A 15,517-nucleotide genomic window follows, 5' to 3' on the forward strand; every position below is an offset into this window, starting at 1 on the left:
GCATCGATGCCTCGCCGTCACGGGTCGGGATGGGCCAGCGCCACGGCCTTCAGCCGCGCCACCACCAGATCGCCGGGGCGAAGCGCCAGCCGGTCCCACGACAGGCGCGAGATGCCGGAAAGGATGGCCGCCCCGCCGCCCTGATCTCCGAGCGACAGGCGGACGGTCATCTGATGGCCGGGACCTTGCTCGGCGCCCTCGATCCGGGCGGGCAGCGCGTTCAGGATCGTCGTATCCTCGGGCATCCCGCGGCCGAGGCTCACGTCGCTGGCCGGGATGCGCAGTCGGCAGCGGGTGCCCGGCGCCCCGAGGTCGCCCGGCACCATCAGCCGGCCGCCCGGAACCTCGACCTCCGAGAGGCCATAGGCCGGATCGGTCGCCACCACCCGCCCGTCCACCACCGCCGCCGGGTTCGGCATCCGGATCAGAGGCAGCGAAGGGTCGGCCAGCAGGTCGGCGATCGGCCCCGCGGCGCGCACCCGGCCCGCCTCCATCAGCACCAGCGTGTCGGCCAGCCGCTCGACCTCGGTGATGTCGTGGCTGACGTAGAGCACCGGGATCGAGAGTGCCGCATGAAGCCGCTCGAGATAGGGCAGGATCTCGTCCTTCGAGAAACGGTCGAGCGCCGAGAGCGGCTCGTCCATCAGGAGAAGCCGCGGCTGGGACAGGAGCGCCCGCCCGATGGCGATGCGCTGCCGCTCGCCCCCGGACAGCATGGCGGTGGGCCGGTCGAGAAGCGGCGCGATGCCCAGAAGGCCGATGACCTCCTCCATCCCGATCCGCGCCGCGCCACCCGACCGGCGCAGGCCGAAGCGCAGGTTCTGTTCGACCGAAAGATGGGGGAAGAGGCTCGCCTCCTGAAAGACATAGCCGATCGCGCGGCGATGGGGCGGCAGGAAGCGGCGGCCCTCCTGCCAGACCTCGCCATTCACGGCAAGGCGCGAGCCGGGCAGCCGCATCAGCCCCGCCATGCCGCGCAGCACGCTGGTCTTGCCGCAGCCCGAAGGGCCGAACAGCGCCGTGATCCCGCGCCCCGGCACGGTGAAGCGCGCCGAAAGATCGAAGCCGCCCAGCCGGCCGCGAAAGTCCGCCTCGATCATCGGCGCGCCCCTTTCAGTCGCCGCTCGATCAGCAGCATGGCGAGGATCACGAGGAAGGACATCGCCAGCATCCCGCCCGCCAGCACATGCGCCTTGCCCCATTGCAGCGTCTCGACATAGTCGAAGATCTGCACCGACAGCACCTTGGTCTGGCCCGGAATGCCGCCGCCGATCATCAGCACCACGCCGAACTCGCCCACCGTATGGGCAAAGCCGAGGATCGCCCCGGTGAAGATCCCCGGCAGGGCCAGCGGCAGCGCCACGGTGAAGAAGGCATCCAGCGGCGAGGCCCGCAGCGTCGCCGCCACCTCCATCGGGCGCGACCCCATCGCCTCGAAGGCGTTGCGGATCGGGTTGACCACGAAGGGCAGCGAGTAGATCACCGATCCCACCACCAGCCCCTCGAAGGTGAAGGACAGCTTGCGCCCGAGAAGTGCGGTCAGCGGCGAGGCCGGGCCCATCGCGATCAGCAGGTAGAAGCCGAGCACGGTGGGCGGCAGCACGATGGGGAGGGCCACGAGGGTGGCCACGATCTCCTTCCAGAGACCGCCGGCCCGCGACAGCCACCAGGCCAGCGGCGTGCCGACCAGCAGCAGCACCACCGTCGAGATCACGGCCAGCTTCAGCGTGAGCCAGATCGTCTCGATCATGGCCGCGTCGAACAGCGGTGCTGTCTCCGTCATGGGTCAGTCCTCGAGTGCGTAGCCGTAGCGTTCGATGATCGCGCGCGCCTCGGGCGTCCGCAGGAAGTCAAGAAAGGCGCGGGCGGCCTCGCTCGTCTCGCCCGTCTTCAGCAACACGGCATCCTGCCGGATCGGGGCGTGAAGCTCGGGCGGCACCAGCCAGCGCGAGCCCTTGTCCTCCGCAATCACCTGGCTGAGGGCGACAAACCCCACGGGCGCATTTCCGGTAGCCACGAACTGATGCGCCTGACTGATGCTCTTGCCGGTCACCAGTTTCGGCTCGAGGCTGTCGTACAGCCCCAGCGCCTGCATCGTCTCGACCGCGGCGGCGCCGTAGGGGGCGGCGGCGGGATCGGCGATGGCGACATGGGCGAGGTCGGGGCGGCGCAGCACCGCCTCGGTGCCGTCGATCAGCGCGGGGTCGGCGCTCCACAACACGAGCGTGCCGATCGCATAGGTGAAGCGGGTGCCGGGAACGGCGAACCCCTCGGCCTCGGCCTTCTCCGGGCGCGCCTGATCGGCCGAGAGAAACACCTCGAACGGGGCGCCCTGCGCGATCTGGGTGTAGAACTGCCCCGCGGGGCCGAAGCTGAAGGTGACGGTGTGGCCGGTGGCCGCGGTGAAGGCCGCGGCGAGCTCGGCCGCGGGCTCGGTGAAATTGGCGGCGACGGCGGCCAGCGTCTCGCCCGCACGGGCGGGGGCGGCCAGAAGCGCCGCGGCAAGGGTCGCGGCGAGCGCCGCGCGCAGGGAGTTCAGGCGAAAGTTCACGGGGTTCGTCCTTTTCCGAAGCATCACGGCATCGCCAGAATGACGTGGCTCGCCTTGACGAGCGCGGTGGCGCGGTCGCCGGGTTGCAGGTTCAGCGCCTGCGCGCTTTCGAGCGTGATGATCGCGGCCATGGTCTTGCCGCCGCCGAGGTCGAGCACGATTTCCGAGTTCACCGCCCCGTCATGGCGGCTGGCGACCGTGCCCTTCAGCCGGTTGCGCACCGACATCTGTCCCTGTGCCTCGCCCGCCGCGAGGATCACGAAGCTCGACTTGATCAGGGCAAAGACCTCGGTCCCGGGGGCAAGGCCCAGATCCTCGGCGCTGCGCTCGGTGATGGTGGCGGTGAGGGTCTGGCCGTCGGCGAGATCCATCGTCACCTCGGCGCTGACCGCGCCTTCGGTGACCTTGGTGACCGTGCAGCGATAGACGTTGCGGGTGCTGGTTTTCATGAAGAGGCTCCAGAGTGGGTTAAGAGAGGCGTCGGACCCTCCGAGACCTGCCTCGAGCGCGTTGACGACGCGGGCAAGGCCGTCTTCGACGGCGGCAAAGGTGGCGATGACGCGCTCTCCGGCTGGCGTGATGGTCGCACCGCCGCCCGCCCGGCCACCCGGTGCCGCGCGGACGAGGGGCGTGGCGAAGAGGTTGTTCATCGCGGCCACCGCGTCCCAGGCCGCCTTGTAGGACAGCCCCACCGCCCGCGCTGCGCCCGAGATCGACCCCTGATCGCCGATCGCGCGCAGAAGCCGGATGCGCTCGCCGCCCATCCGCGGCAGGCCGCCCCTTTGCAGGATCAGGGCGCCGCGAAGATCCTCGTCCGTCATGTCAGCCCTCCGTTATGTAGTCCGACACTACAGCGGGAAGCATCGCCCGTGCCAACCCCTGATTTCGTTGCGCCGGTGCGGTTCGATCGGCGCAAGGCCCCGACCATTGTCGGATACCGGACAGCGGCGGACGGCGGCGATGTCGGACAGGGGGCGGTTGCACCCGCACCGGAGCTGGGCGAGGATTGCCCCTTCCACCACCCGACGGGCGCCCCTCCGGCGTCCACCCTTTCCGGCGGCGGCTCGTCCGCCGCGGCACCGCAGGAGCAAGCATGAGCGATCCATCCGATTACACGCCGCCGGAGGTCTGGACCTGGGAGCCGGGGAACGGCGGGCGCTTTGCCAACATCAACCGGCCCACGGCAGGCGCCACGCACGAGCGCGAACTGCCCGTCGGCAAGCATCCGTTCCAGCTTTACTCGCAGGGCACCCCGAACGGGCAGAAGGTCACGATCCTGTTCGAGGAGCTGCTCGAGGCGGGCCATGCGGGCGCGGAATATGATGCCTGGCTGATCGAGATCGGCAAGGGCGACCAGTTCGGTTCGGGCTTCGTCGCGCTCAACCCGAACTCGAAGATCCCCGCCCTGCTCGACCGCTCGGGCCCCGAGCCGGTGCGCCTGTTCGAATCCGGTGCGATCCTGATGCATCTGGCCGAGACGTTCGGCGCCTTCCTGCCCGCGGGTGGGGCGGCACGGGCCGAGACGCTGTCGTGGCTCTTCTGGCAGATGGGCTCGGCGCCGTTCCTCGGCGGCGGCTTCGGCCATTTCTACGCCTATGCGCCGGTGAAGATCCGCTACGCCATCGACCGCTACGCGATGGAGGCCAAACGGCAGCTCGACGTGCTCGACCGGCGTCTGGCCGACAACGAATATCTCGCAGGCAGCGACTACACGATCGCCGACATGGCGGTCTGGCCCTGGTACGGCGCGCTGGCGAAGGGCTGGATCTATGGCGATGCCGGCCGGTTCCTGTCCACCCACGAGTATCGCCATGTGAACCGCTGGGCCGACCAGCTCTTCGCACGGCCGGCGGTCCGGCGCGGGCGGATGGTCAACCGCACCTCGGGTCCGCTCGACGAGCAACTGCACGAGCGGCACGCGGCCTCGGACTTCGAGACCCGGACGCAGGACAAGCTGGAAGCCGGCGCCTGAGCCGCCTCGGGGGCCGCGTGCCTTGCGGCCCCTTCACGAGACCGGCCGCGCCTCAGGCCGCCCGGGGGGGGCGCCGATCCAGTCGGTGAACTCGTCGAGCCGCGCGTAGGTGGCCGGCCGCAGCCTGCCCCATTTCGATCCGTCGCAGACCAGATACCGTTGCCGCGACCGGGCGATGGCGGCCCGCTTCACCGGAACCTCGTGGAAGTGGAAGCAGGTCACGCCCTCGGTCTCATGCACGCCCGCGGCCGAGAAGAAGCCCTTGGTGATGTTGATCCGCCCGAGCATCGCCACCGCCTCGTCCGAGGAGAAGCTCGCCGTTTCGGGGTGGTAGATCCCCGCCAGCAGGATCAGCGTCACGCCTGGCAGCCGCGCCACCCTTTCGGCGATGTTCAGCGCCTGCGTCACCACCGTCACGCGCGCGTTCGGCGGCACCTTGGCCGCGAGATGGGGCGTGGTCGTGCCGCAATCGAGGAAGATCGTGTCGCCCGGTTCGATCAGCGCGGCCGCGCGTCCGGCCAGCGCCTCCTTGGCGTCGGCCTCCGAGGCTTCGGCCTTGGTCAGCGAATAGCCTTCGGCCCCTTCGGCGGCGCGCATGACGTAGCCGCCAAGGCAGACGAGCCCGCCCTCTCCGCCGCTCAGGTCGCGCCGGATCGTGATCTCGGAAGCGCCGATCTGCCGTGCGGCCTCGCCGATATGCAGGATGGCTCCGGCTCGGCAGAGTTCGCCGAGCGCCGCGATCCTCCCGGTTCTGCCTGATGGTCTTGCCACTTGCACCTCCTGCCGTCGCCGCCATCGCACATCAAACTTTGGATTGACAGCCATGCTCCGGTTTTGAATGAATAAGATCATATTGACGAGATTCGATCAATATAGGCAACCGCAGGGTGACGCGAGGAGGAAGCGCGCCGCCCTGTTCCGAGGGAGGAAATCGGATGAAGATTCTGCTGACGTCGGCGGCGCTGGCGCTGACGGCTCTGGCCGCTCCGGCCGTGGCGCAAGACATCGTGGACGTGTCGAAGGTCAACCAGGACCTGATCGCCACCGCCGACGGCAAGGAATACAGCATTGCCACCGTGGTGAAGGTGGACGGCATCGCCTGGTTCGACCGGATGCGCGACGGCATCGACCAGTTCAAGGGCGACACCGGCCATGACGTCTGGATGGTCGGCCCGAGCCAGGCGGACGCCGCGGCGCAGGTGCAGCTGATCGAGAACCTGATCGCGCAGGGGGTCGATGCGATCTGCGTGGTGCCCTTCTCGGTCGAGGCGGTGGAGCCGGTGCTGAAGAAGGCGCGTGACCGCGGCATCGTGGTCATCACCCACGAGGCCTCGAACATCCAGAACACCGACTTCGACCTCGAGGCGTTCGACAACCTCGCCTATGGCGCGAACCTGATGAAGGAACTCGCCAAATCCATGGGCGAGAAGGGTCAGTATGTCGCCACCGTCGGCTCGCTCACCTCGAAGAGCCAGATGGAATGGATCGACGGCGCGGTGGCCTACCAGAAGGAGAACTACCCCGAGATGAGCCTCGTGGGCGACCGTCTGGAAACCGCCGACGATGCGGCCATCGACTACACCAAGCTCAAGGAAGCGATGACCACCTACCCCGACATCACCGGGATCCTCGGCGCGCCGATGCCGACCTCGGCCGGGGCGGGCCGCCTGATCGCCGAGAGCGGGCTGAAGGACAAGGTCTTCTTTGCCGGCACCGGCCTGCCGTCGGTGGCGGGCGAATATCTCCAGAACGGCGACATCCAGTACATCCAGTTCTGGGATCCGGCGGTTGCGGGCTATGCGATGAACATGCTGGCCGTGGCGGTGCTCGAGGGCCGGAAGGACGAGATCAAGCCGGGCCTGAACCTCGGCCTCACCGGCTATGAGGATCTCACCGCGCCGGACGAGGCCAACCCGCATCTGCTCTATGGCGCGGGCTGGGTCGGCGTGACCAAGGACAACATGGCCGACTACGACTTCTGATCGGACCGCGATCCTCCCGGATCGCGTCGCGAAGGGGCTCCTCAGGGCCCCTTCCCTTCCCTGACAGCACGGGCAGGCCATGTCGGACACCCTCATCGAGCTGAGACACATCGGCAAGCGCTTTGGCGGCGTGCGCGCGCTGGACGGCGTGTCGCTGGAGATCCGCCCCGGCGAGATCCATTGCCTCGCAGGCGAGAACGGCTCGGGAAAATCGACCGTCATCAAGGTGATGTCGGGCATCTACACGCCGGACGAGGGCGAGATCCTGATCGACGGCCGCCCGGTGGGCCGGCTCGACCCGATCCGGGCCGTGCAGCATGGCGTGCAGGTGATCTACCAGGACTTCTCGCTGTTCGGAAACCTGACGGTGGCCGAGAATCTTGCGCTCAACACCTATGTGCTCGAGGGGCGCCGCCGGATGGACTGGCGCCGCGCCCGCAGCATGGCGCGCGAGGTGCTGGGCCGGATCGGCGTGGACATCGACCCCGATGCCGAAGTGGGCACGCTGCCCACCTCCGGCCGGCAGATCGTGGCCATCGCGCGCGCGATCCTCGCCCGCGCCCGGCTCATCATCATGGACGAGCCCACCACCGCCCTCACCCGCCACGAGGTCGATGCGCTCTTTGCCATCGTGCGCGACCTGCAGGCGCAGGGCATCGCCGTCCTCTTCGTCAGCCACAAGATGCGGGAGATGCTGGAGATTTCCGAGCGGCTGACCGTTTTCCGCAACGGTCGCAAGGTGGCCGAGGGGCCGATGGCCGACTTTGACGAGGCCGCGATCACCCACGCGATGACGGGCCTCTCGCTCACCGACGATCCCTACCGCCCCGACCTGCCGCCGGGCCCGCCGCTGCTCGAGGTCCGCGGACTGTCGGTGCCGGGCAGCGTGCAGGGCATCGACCTGTCGCTCCGCCCCGGCGAGATCGTGGGCATCTCGGGCCTGATCGGCTCGGGGCGCACCGAGCTTGCCCGCGCGCTCTTCGGCATGGAGCCCGCGATGACCGGCACCATCCGGCTCGAGGGCCGCGAGGTCCATCCGCGCTCGGTGCAGGAGGCCATTGCCCTAGGGATTGCCTATGTCCCCGAGGACCGGCTGACCGAAGGGCTGTTCCTGCCGCAATCCATCGAGCGCAATCTCGTGGTCTCGATCCTCGAGCGGCTGCGCCGCGGGCCCTTCCTCGACCGCGCCGCCGTGCGCGACAGGACGCTGGGCATGTTCCGCGACATGCAGATCGCGGCCCCCTCGCCCGAGACGGCGGTGGGCAACCTCTCGGGCGGCAACGCGCAGCGCGTGATGCTCGGCCGCTGGCTCCTGACCGGCGCGCGCGTGCTGATCCTGAACGGGCCGACGGTGGGCGTGGATGTGGGCTCGAAGGCCACGATCCACCGCATCATCCGCGACCTCGCGCAGCGTGAAGGGCTGGGCGTCCTGATGATCTCGGACGACGTGCCCGAGCTCGTCACCAACTGCAACCGCATCCACGTCATGCACCGTGGACGCTTCGTCGCCGATCTGGATGGGTCCGGGATGACCGAGGACCGGATCAACGATGCCCTCAAGACACTGAACTGAGCGTCCGATGAAGATCCTGCAGTCCACCGAATTCGTGATCGCCCTCGTGCTTCTGGCCGCGATGGTGCTGATCGGCCTCGTGAACCCGGCCTTCTGGGGCCTCGACAACCTTTTCAGCCTGGCCAAGTCGAATGTCGTCATCGGCATCATGGCCTTGGGCGTGCTGCTCGTGATGATCTCGGGCGGCATCGACGTCTCGTTTCCGGCCATCGCGGTGGCGGCGCTCTATATCGTCGTGCGCGCCATGGTCGAGCTGAACTACAACGGCGTCCTTGTGCCCTTCATCGCGGCGGCGGGGATCGGCCTTGTGCTGGGCGGCTTCAACGCCTTCATCATCGAGCGGTTCCGGATGATCCCGCTGATCGTGACGCTGGGGACCGCCTCGATCGTGCGTGGCCTGGTGCTGGGGCTTCTGGGCAGCTCCATCGTCAACATCAACAAGATGCCGAAGGAGCTGATCGAGTTCGGCCGGCACGACCTGATGACCGTGCAGGCCGCGAACGGGGCGACCTACGGGCTTACCGCGATGGTGCTGGTCTATCTCGGCATCGCGCTCGCCATGCATCTGGTGCTGCGGCACACGATGATCGGCCGCTCGGTCTATGCCTACGGGACGGATGCGGAATCCGCCCGCCGCGCCGGCTTCAACACCCGCCGGACGATCTGGTTCGTCTATTGCCTCGCGGGGCTGCTCGCGGGCTTTGCGGGGATGCTGCACACCTCGATGATCTGGCAGGCCAACCCGCGCGACTTCCAGGGACTCGAGCTGGATGTGATCGCGGCGGTGGTGCTGGGCGGCGCCTCGATCTTCGGCGGCCGCGGCTCGGTCGTGGGCACGCTGATCGGGGTGTTCATGCTGGTGATGGTCAAGAACTCGCTGATCCTGCTCAAGGTGGACACGACCTGGCAGCGGGTTGTCGTGGGCCTCATCATCGTCGCCGCCACCGCGATCACCGCCTGGCGCGACCGCAAGAAGCTGGCCTGAGGGGGGAACGCCATGGCCTCGGATACCGAAACCCGCCCCCTGCTGAGCCGCCTTCTCGGGCGCGACGCGGCGGTGGCGCAGCTCATCGTCATCACGCTGCTGATCTTCGTCGCGATGACCGCGCTGAACCCCGACAAGTTCCTGCGCTACTACAATTTCGAGTCGCTCACCTACATCGCGCCGGAACTGGGCATCCTCTCCATCGCCATGATGATCGCGATGCTGACCGGGGGGATCGACCTTTCCATCGTGGGGGTGGCGAACCTCGCGGCCATCGTGGCGGGGGTGTATTTCCGCATCCCGGCCGTGAGCGAGGCCGCCGCGGCGGGCGGTGCGGGGCTCGTGCTGCACACCTCGGCCGCCGTGCTGATCGCGCTGACGGTCGGGCTCGCCGCAGGGGGGCTGAACGGGGTGCTGATCGCGCGCCTCCGCATCATCCCGATCCTCGCGACGCTCGGCACGGGCCAGATCTTCGCGGGCCTCGCGCTCGTCCTGACCGGGGGGCCGGCCATCACGGGCTTCCCCGAGACCTGGGCCTGGATCGGGACCGGCAAGATCCTTGGCCTCGCCACCCCGCTCTGGGTGCTGATCGTGGTGGCGGGGCTGGTGGCGGTCCTGCTGGCGCGGACCACGCTGGGGGTGAACCTGATGCTGATGGGCACCAACCCGCGCGCCGCCGTCTTTGCCGGCATCCGGTCGGGGCGGATGATCCTCTACAGCTACATGCTGACGGGGATGCTGGCCGCCGTGGCGGGCGTGCTCCTGTCGGGGCGGACCAACTCGGCCAAGGCGGATTTCGGCGCCTCCTACCTGCTGCAGGCGGTGCTGATCGCGGTCCTGGGCGGCACCAATCCCGCCGGCGGCAAGGGCCGGGTGCTGGGCGTGCTGCTCGCGCTCGTGGCGCTCATGCTGCTCTCGTCGGGCCTTCAGATCATGCGGGTGTCGAACTTCCTGATCGACGCCGTCTGGGGCGCCTTCCTCGTCATCGTCATTGCCATCAACTATCTGAGGTCACGGAAATGACCGAGATCCGTATCCCCCTGCCCCGCGACGCCTTCCCAGACCGGGGCGAGCGTCGGATCGCCGAAGGGTCCGGCTTCACCGCCACGGCCTTCCGCTACCCGTCCGGTGTCGAGGCGCTGAGGCTGGCCAATCCGCGCGGCGAGGTGACGCTCCTGCCCTTCCTCGGCCAGATGATCTGGGACGCGAGGTTCGACGGGCGCCGTCTGACGATGGGCAACGCCTTCGACGGCCCCCGCGCGGGCGCCTCGATCCTCGAGACCTACGGCGCCTTCGCCTATCATGCGGGCGTCCTGCGCAACGGAACGCCAGGCCCCGAGGACACCCATCCCCTGCATGGCGAGATGCCGGTGGCGGCGATGGACAGCGCCCACCTGACCTTCGGCTCCGATGCCGCCGGGCCCTTCGCGGAACTGGGCGGGCAACGCGATCATGTGGTGGGCTTCGGCCCTGTCTATCGCGCCACGCCCCGCGTGCGGCTTCATGCCGAGGACGCGCTGATCGAGGTCGAGATGGCGGTCGAGAACCGCTCGGCGCACCCGATGGAGCTGATGTACATGCTCCACGCCAACTTCGACTTCGTGGCGGGGGCGCGGATCGTGCAGGCGGCCCCCTTCACCCCGGACCGCACCGAGGTCAGGCGCGCCGTGCCCGGCCATGTGACGCCCACGCCCGCCTATCTCGCGCTGCTCGAGGATCTGGCCTCCCATCCCGCCCGGATGGAGCGTCTGTCGGAGCCGGACCTCTACAGCCCCGAACAGGTCTTCTACATCCGCAAGCCCGGCACCGACGCCCAGGGGCGCACCCGGATGCTGATGGAACTGCCCGAGGGCGGCGCCTTTTCGGCCGCCTGGCGGCCAAAGGACCTGCCCTTTTGCGTGCGCTGGATCCTGAACGACGGCGATGCGCAGGTGGCGGCCTTCGCGCTGCCCTCGACCTGCGAGCCCGAGGGCTATACGGCCGAGAAGGCCAAGGGTCATGTGCGCCTGCTGGCTCCGGGCGCCGTTGCGCGCTTTCCCGTCACTCTGGGATGGCTCGGGCCGGACGAAGTGGCCGTGGCCCGCGCCGAAGTCGAAACCATGCGAAAGGGCTGAATCATGTCCGCAACGAAACCCGGCCGCATCGCGGTCGTCGGCTCCAACATGGTCGATCTGGTGACCTACATCACGCGGATGCCCGCCCCCGGCGAGACGGTCGAGGCGCCCGACTTCGAGATCGGCCCCGGCGGCAAGGGCGCCAATCAGGCGGTGGCGGCGGCCCGGCTCGGCTCGCAGGTCGCCATGGTGACCAAGGTCGGCGGAGACATCTTCGGCGAGAACACCCGGCGCAACCTGGCCGAGCAGGGCATCGACACGACGCATGTGGGCACGGTGCCCGGGAAATCCTCGGGCGTGGCGCCGATCTTCGTGGACCCGCAGGGCGAGAACTCGATCCTGATCGTCAAGGGGGCGAACGCCGACCTTTCGCCCGCCGACGTGGATGCGGCCGAAGAGACGCTGCGCGCGGCCGACCTGATCCTGATGCAGATGGAGGTTCCGCGCGAGACGGTGCTCCATACGGTGCGGCGGGCGGCGGAATGGGGCGTGCGCACCATCCTGAACCCGGCGCCGGCCGCGGCCGATCTCAACGTGGACGACCTGCGCGACCTGAGTTTCCTCGTCCCGAACGAGAGCGAGCTGGCGCTGCTCTCGGGCCTGCCCACCGGCAGCGAGGAAGAGATCGAGGCCGCCGCGCGCAGTCTGATCGCCCGTGGCATCGGCACGGTGATCGTGACGCTCGGCGGCCGCGGCGCGCGGCTCGTGACCGGCGAGGGCGTGGTGCGGATCCCGGCCGTCCGCGTGACCCCGGTGGACACGACCGGCGCCGGAGACGCCTTCATCGGCGCCTTCGCCCATTTCCTCGCGGCCACCGGCGATGTCGAGGGCGCTCTCACGCAGGCGGCGCGCTATGCCGCCCATTCCGTGACCGGGCGCGGCACCCAGAAATCCTATGCGACGGCCGAGGTCTTCGCGGACTTCTGCCGCTCGCTCCCCCCATCCGCATGAAGGCCCACGCCATGCCCGACAGCCATCCCCGGAACCCCGGCACCCCCCTCGCGCCCGACTGGTTCGAGGAGGTGCAGGTGAACCGCAGCGCCGCCGAGCGCCGCGCGGCCAGCCTTGCCGGCGGCCGCACCGTCAAGAAGGATCATCAGGCGGCCTGGCTCCTGCGCGCGATCCAGTGCATCGACCTGACGACGCTTGCGGGCGACGACACGCCCGGCAAGGTGCGGCGCCTGTGCGCCAAGGCGCGCCAGCCCGTCCGGCCGGACCTGCTCGAGGCGATGGGCGTGGCCGACATCGGCCTGACCACGGGCGCGGTCTGCGTCTATCCGACCATGGTTCCCCATGCGGTCGCGGCGCTGCAAGGCTCGGGCATTCCGGTCGCCTCGGTCGCCACGGGCTTCCCCGCGGGCCTCACGCCCCTGCCGCAGCGGCTGGCCGAGATCACCTACGCCGTCGAGGCCGGCGCCGCCGAGATCGACATCGTCATCACGCGCGAACATGTGCTGCTCGGCCACTGGTCGGCGCTCTACGACGAGATCGCCGCCATGCGCGAGGCCTGCGGCGCGGCTCACCTCAAGGCGATCCTCGCCACGGGAGAGCTTGGGACGCTGACCAACGTCTACCGCGCCTCGATGGTGGCGATGCAGGCGGGGGCCGATTTCATCAAGACCTCGACCGGCAAGGAGACCGAGAACGCCACCCTGCCCGTCTCGCTCACCATGCTGCGGGCGCTGCGCGACTATGGCGAGCGGACGGGGGTCCGCATCGGCTTCAAGCCGGCGGGCGGCCTGCGCGCGGCCAAGGACGCGCTCGCCTGGCTCGCGCTGATGAAGGAGGAACTGGGCGGGCCATGGCTCAGGCCCGACCTCTTCCGCATCGGCGCCTCGACGCTGCTCGGCGACATCGAGCGGCAGCTCGAGCATCACGTCACGGGGCGCTATGCCAGCGCCGACCACCACGCCCTGAGCTGAGGCCTGAGACATGAGCATCAAGGACATCATGGAAAGCATGGATTACGGCCCCGCCCCCGAGGCCGCGACGGATGCGAAGGCCTGGCTCGCGGCCCGCGGCCACGCGCTCGGCCATTACATCGACGGCGCCTTCACCGGCGCCGAGGCGGCCGCGATCGACGTCGAGAACCCGGCCACGGGCGAGATCCTCGCGCGCATTCCGGCTGCGGGCGAGGCCGAGATCGAGGCCGCCGTGGCTGCGGCCCGTGCGGCCTTTCCCGGTTGGTCGCAGCTTCCGGGCTTCGAGCGCGCGCGCCATCTCTATGCCATCGCCCGCGGCCTGCAGAAGCGCGAGCGGTTCTTCTCGGTCCTCGAGACGCTCGACAACGGCAAGGCCATCCGAGAGACCCGCACCGCCGACGTGCCGCTCGCCATCCGCCATTTCTACCACCATGCGGGCTGGGCGGCGGCGATCGACAGCGAGTTCCCCGGCCACGAGCCGCTCGGCGTCTGCGGCCAGGTGATCCCCTGGAACTTCCCGATGCTGATGCTGGCCTGGAAGATCGCGCCGGCGCTCGCCGCGGGCAATACGGTGGTGCTGAAGCCCGCCGATCTCACGCCGCTGACCGCCGTGGCCTTTGCCGAGATGCTCGACGAGATCGGCCTGCCCAAGGGCGTGGTCAACATCGTCCATGGCGGGGCCGAGACCGGCGCGCTGCTCGTCCGCCATCCGGGCGTGGCAAAGGTGGCCTTCACCGGCTCGACCGCCGTCGGCCGCGAGATCCGCCGCGCGACGGCCGGCAGCGGCAAGAGCCTGACGCTCGAACTGGGCGGCAAGTCGCCCTTCGTGGTCTGCGCCGATGCCGATCTCGATGCGGCCGTCGAAGGGGTGGTGGAGGGCGTCTGGTTCAACCAGGGCGAGGTCTGCTGCGCGGGCTCGCGGCTTCTGCTGCAGGAGGGGATTGCCGAGCGGTTCCTCGCCAGGCTCCGGGCGCGGATGGAGAAGATCCGCGTGGGCGATCCGCTCGACAAGTCCACCGACATGGGCGCCATCGTCTCGGCGCGCCAGAAGGCGCGGATCGAGGAGCTGATCGCAGGCGCCGAGCGCGAGGGCTACCGGCTCGAACAGGCGGCCTGCCCGCTGCCTGCGGCGGGCCATTTCGTGGCGCCCGGCTTCTTCGCCGACACCGAGCCCGCGGCCACTGTCGCTCAGGTCGAGATCTTCGGCCCGATCGCGGTCACGACCACCTTCCGCACCGTGGACGAGGCGGTGGCGCTGGCCAACAACACGCCCTACGGGCTTGCGGCCTCGGTCTGGTCCGAGAACATCAACGCCGCGACCGAGCTGGCCGCGCGGATCCGGGCGGGCGTCGTCTGGATCAACGCCTCGAACCTCTTCGATGCGGGCGCGCCCTTCGGCGGCATGAAGGAGAGCGGCTTCGGCCGCGAGGGTGCGCGCGAGGGGCTCGCCGCCTATCTGCGCCCCGCCGCCCCGCGCGAGCGCCCTCTTGTGACCCCCGTTCCGGCGGATTTCACGGCCTTCACCGGCACGGGCGGCAGCCTGCCCGGCCTGATCGACCGGACCATGAAGAACTACATCGGTGGCGCGCAGGTCCGGCCCGACGGCGGCGCGAGCTATGTCGTGCGCAGCCCGACGGGCGAGCCGCTGGGCCTCGCGCCGGTCTCGGGGCGCAAGGACATCCGCAACGCGGTCGAGGCCGCGCTGAAGGCGAAGGGCTGGGCCACCAACGCGCACGGCCGGGCGCAGGTGCTGTTCTTTCTGGCCGAGAACATCTCGGCCCGCGAGGCCGACCTCGCTGCGGCGCTCGTGCAGGCAGGGGCCACGACATCCGAGGCCACGGCGGAGGTGCGCAGGCTCGTCGAGCGGGTGTTCTACTACGCCGGCATGGCCGACAAGGACGATGGCCGCATCCATGCCACAAAACCGCGCCACCTGACGCTGTCGGTGAAGGAGCCGCTGGGCGTGGTGGGGGTGCTCGCCCCCGACGAGGCGCCGCTCCTGTCGCTCATGTCGCTGATCCTGCCGCTGATCGCCGTGGGCAACCGGGTGGTGGCGGTGCCCTCGCCGGCGCGCGCGCTGCTGGTCCAGCCGCTGACCCAGATCTTCGACACGTCGGACCTGCCGGGGGGCGTGGTCAATCTGGTGACGGGGGACCGCGATCTGCTGGCCCAGACGCTGGCCGAGCATGATGCGGTGGACGGGCTCTGGTATCACGGGGGCGCGACAGGCGCGGCGCGCGTCGAGGCGCTCTCGGCCGGCAACCTCAAGCAGGTCTGGACGAACGAGGGTCGGGCGCTCGACTGGGCGGACGACCGGGAGGCGCGCGGGCGGCTCTGGCTGGACCGGGCGACGCAGGTCAAGACGATCTGGGTGCCCTACGGCGCCTGAGCGCGCCCGGCACCTCCCGCTCGCGGCGC

Annotated in this window: 14 protein-coding genes; 9 read left to right on the top strand and 5 right to left on the bottom strand. The window is 69.6% G+C overall.

What is annotated here, in order from left to right; all coding sequences use genetic code 11:
* Nucleotides 1-17: 17 nt before the first annotated feature.
* From modC to LV780_RS19020, 4 genes are read right to left on the bottom strand one after another with little or no spacing between them, the layout of a single operon-like run.
* A complete protein-coding gene (gene modC, locus LV780_RS19005; protein ID WP_108220601.1) occupies nucleotides 18-1,100 on the bottom strand; it encodes a molybdenum ABC transporter ATP-binding protein in 1,083 nt (360 codons plus the stop codon).
* A complete protein-coding gene (gene modB / locus LV780_RS19010; protein ID WP_108220602.1) occupies nucleotides 1,097-1,783 on the bottom strand; it encodes a molybdate ABC transporter permease subunit in 687 nt (228 codons plus the stop codon). The genes modC and modB overlap by 4 nt, the downstream gene beginning before the upstream one ends.
* A 3-nt stretch (nucleotides 1,784-1,786) precedes the next feature.
* Nucleotides 1,787-2,551, bottom strand: a complete 765-nt coding sequence (gene modA / locus LV780_RS19015) for a molybdate ABC transporter substrate-binding protein (RefSeq protein ID WP_176504610.1) — start codon at nucleotides 2,549-2,551, stop codon at nucleotides 1,787-1,789.
* Between the two features lie 23 nt (nucleotides 2,552-2,574).
* On the bottom strand, nucleotides 2,575-3,372 hold the full coding sequence (locus tag LV780_RS19020) for a TOBE domain-containing protein (protein WP_108220603.1): 798 nt from the start codon (nucleotides 3,370-3,372) through the stop codon (nucleotides 2,575-2,577).
* 272 nt (nucleotides 3,373-3,644) lie between these two features.
* Here LV780_RS19020 and yghU point away from each other — a divergent pair, with 272 nt between their 5' ends.
* Nucleotides 3,645-4,523 carry a glutathione-dependent disulfide-bond oxidoreductase gene (yghU, locus tag LV780_RS19025; RefSeq protein ID WP_108220604.1) on the top strand — a complete coding sequence of 293 codons (879 nt, stop codon included), beginning with the start codon at nucleotides 3,645-3,647 and terminating at the stop codon, nucleotides 4,521-4,523.
* Between the two features lie 33 nt (nucleotides 4,524-4,556).
* Here yghU and LV780_RS19030 read toward each other — a convergent pair whose 3' ends face one another.
* Complete coding sequence (locus tag LV780_RS19030) at nucleotides 4,557-5,294, bottom strand: DeoR/GlpR family DNA-binding transcription regulator (protein WP_108220605.1); 738 nt, start codon at nucleotides 5,292-5,294, stop codon at nucleotides 4,557-4,559.
* Between the two features lie 164 nt (nucleotides 5,295-5,458).
* Here LV780_RS19030 and LV780_RS19035 point away from each other — a divergent pair, with 164 nt between their 5' ends.
* The 8 genes from LV780_RS19035 (at nucleotide 5,459) to LV780_RS19070 (ending at nucleotide 15,488) form a co-directional block, all read left to right on the top strand.
* Nucleotides 5,459-6,505: an autoinducer 2 ABC transporter substrate-binding protein gene (locus tag LV780_RS19035; RefSeq protein ID WP_011910294.1), complete on the top strand. Its 1,047-nt coding sequence runs from the start codon at nucleotides 5,459-5,461 to the stop codon at nucleotides 6,503-6,505.
* A gap of 79 nt (nucleotides 6,506-6,584) precedes the next feature.
* Nucleotides 6,585-8,078, top strand: coding sequence for a sugar ABC transporter ATP-binding protein (locus LV780_RS19040; protein ID WP_011910293.1), 1,494 nt, complete (start codon nucleotides 6,585-6,587; stop codon nucleotides 8,076-8,078).
* Nucleotides 8,079-8,085: 7 nt separating this feature from the next.
* Complete coding sequence (locus tag LV780_RS19045; protein WP_101340473.1) at nucleotides 8,086-9,063, top strand: ABC transporter permease; 978 nt, start codon at nucleotides 8,086-8,088, stop codon at nucleotides 9,061-9,063.
* Between the two features lie 12 nt (nucleotides 9,064-9,075).
* Entirely contained in the window at nucleotides 9,076-10,086 is a 1,011-nt protein-coding gene (locus tag LV780_RS19050) for an ABC transporter permease (protein WP_101340474.1), read from the top strand.
* Nucleotides 10,083-11,177: an aldose 1-epimerase family protein gene (locus LV780_RS19055; RefSeq protein ID WP_108220607.1), complete on the top strand. Its 1,095-nt coding sequence runs from the start codon at nucleotides 10,083-10,085 to the stop codon at nucleotides 11,175-11,177. The genes LV780_RS19050 and LV780_RS19055 overlap by 4 nt, the downstream gene beginning before the upstream one ends.
* Nucleotides 11,178-11,180: 3 nt before the next feature.
* Nucleotides 11,181-12,128 (top strand): ribokinase, encoded by a 948-nt coding sequence (gene rbsK, locus LV780_RS19060; protein ID WP_101340476.1) that lies wholly within the window; start codon nucleotides 11,181-11,183, stop codon nucleotides 12,126-12,128.
* Nucleotides 12,125-13,099: a deoxyribose-phosphate aldolase gene (deoC, locus tag LV780_RS19065; RefSeq protein ID WP_108220608.1), complete on the top strand. Its 975-nt coding sequence runs from the start codon at nucleotides 12,125-12,127 to the stop codon at nucleotides 13,097-13,099. The genes rbsK and deoC overlap by 4 nt, the downstream gene beginning before the upstream one ends.
* Nucleotides 13,100-13,109: 10 nt before the next feature.
* Entirely contained in the window at nucleotides 13,110-15,488 is a 2,379-nt protein-coding gene (locus LV780_RS19070; RefSeq protein ID WP_108220609.1) for an aldehyde dehydrogenase family protein, read from the top strand.
* Nucleotides 15,489-15,517: the final 29 nt, after the last annotated feature.

Source organism: Cereibacter azotoformans (genome assembly GCF_021391315.1).
Classification (GTDB): domain Bacteria; phylum Pseudomonadota; class Alphaproteobacteria; order Rhodobacterales; family Rhodobacteraceae; genus Cereibacter_A; species Cereibacter_A azotoformans.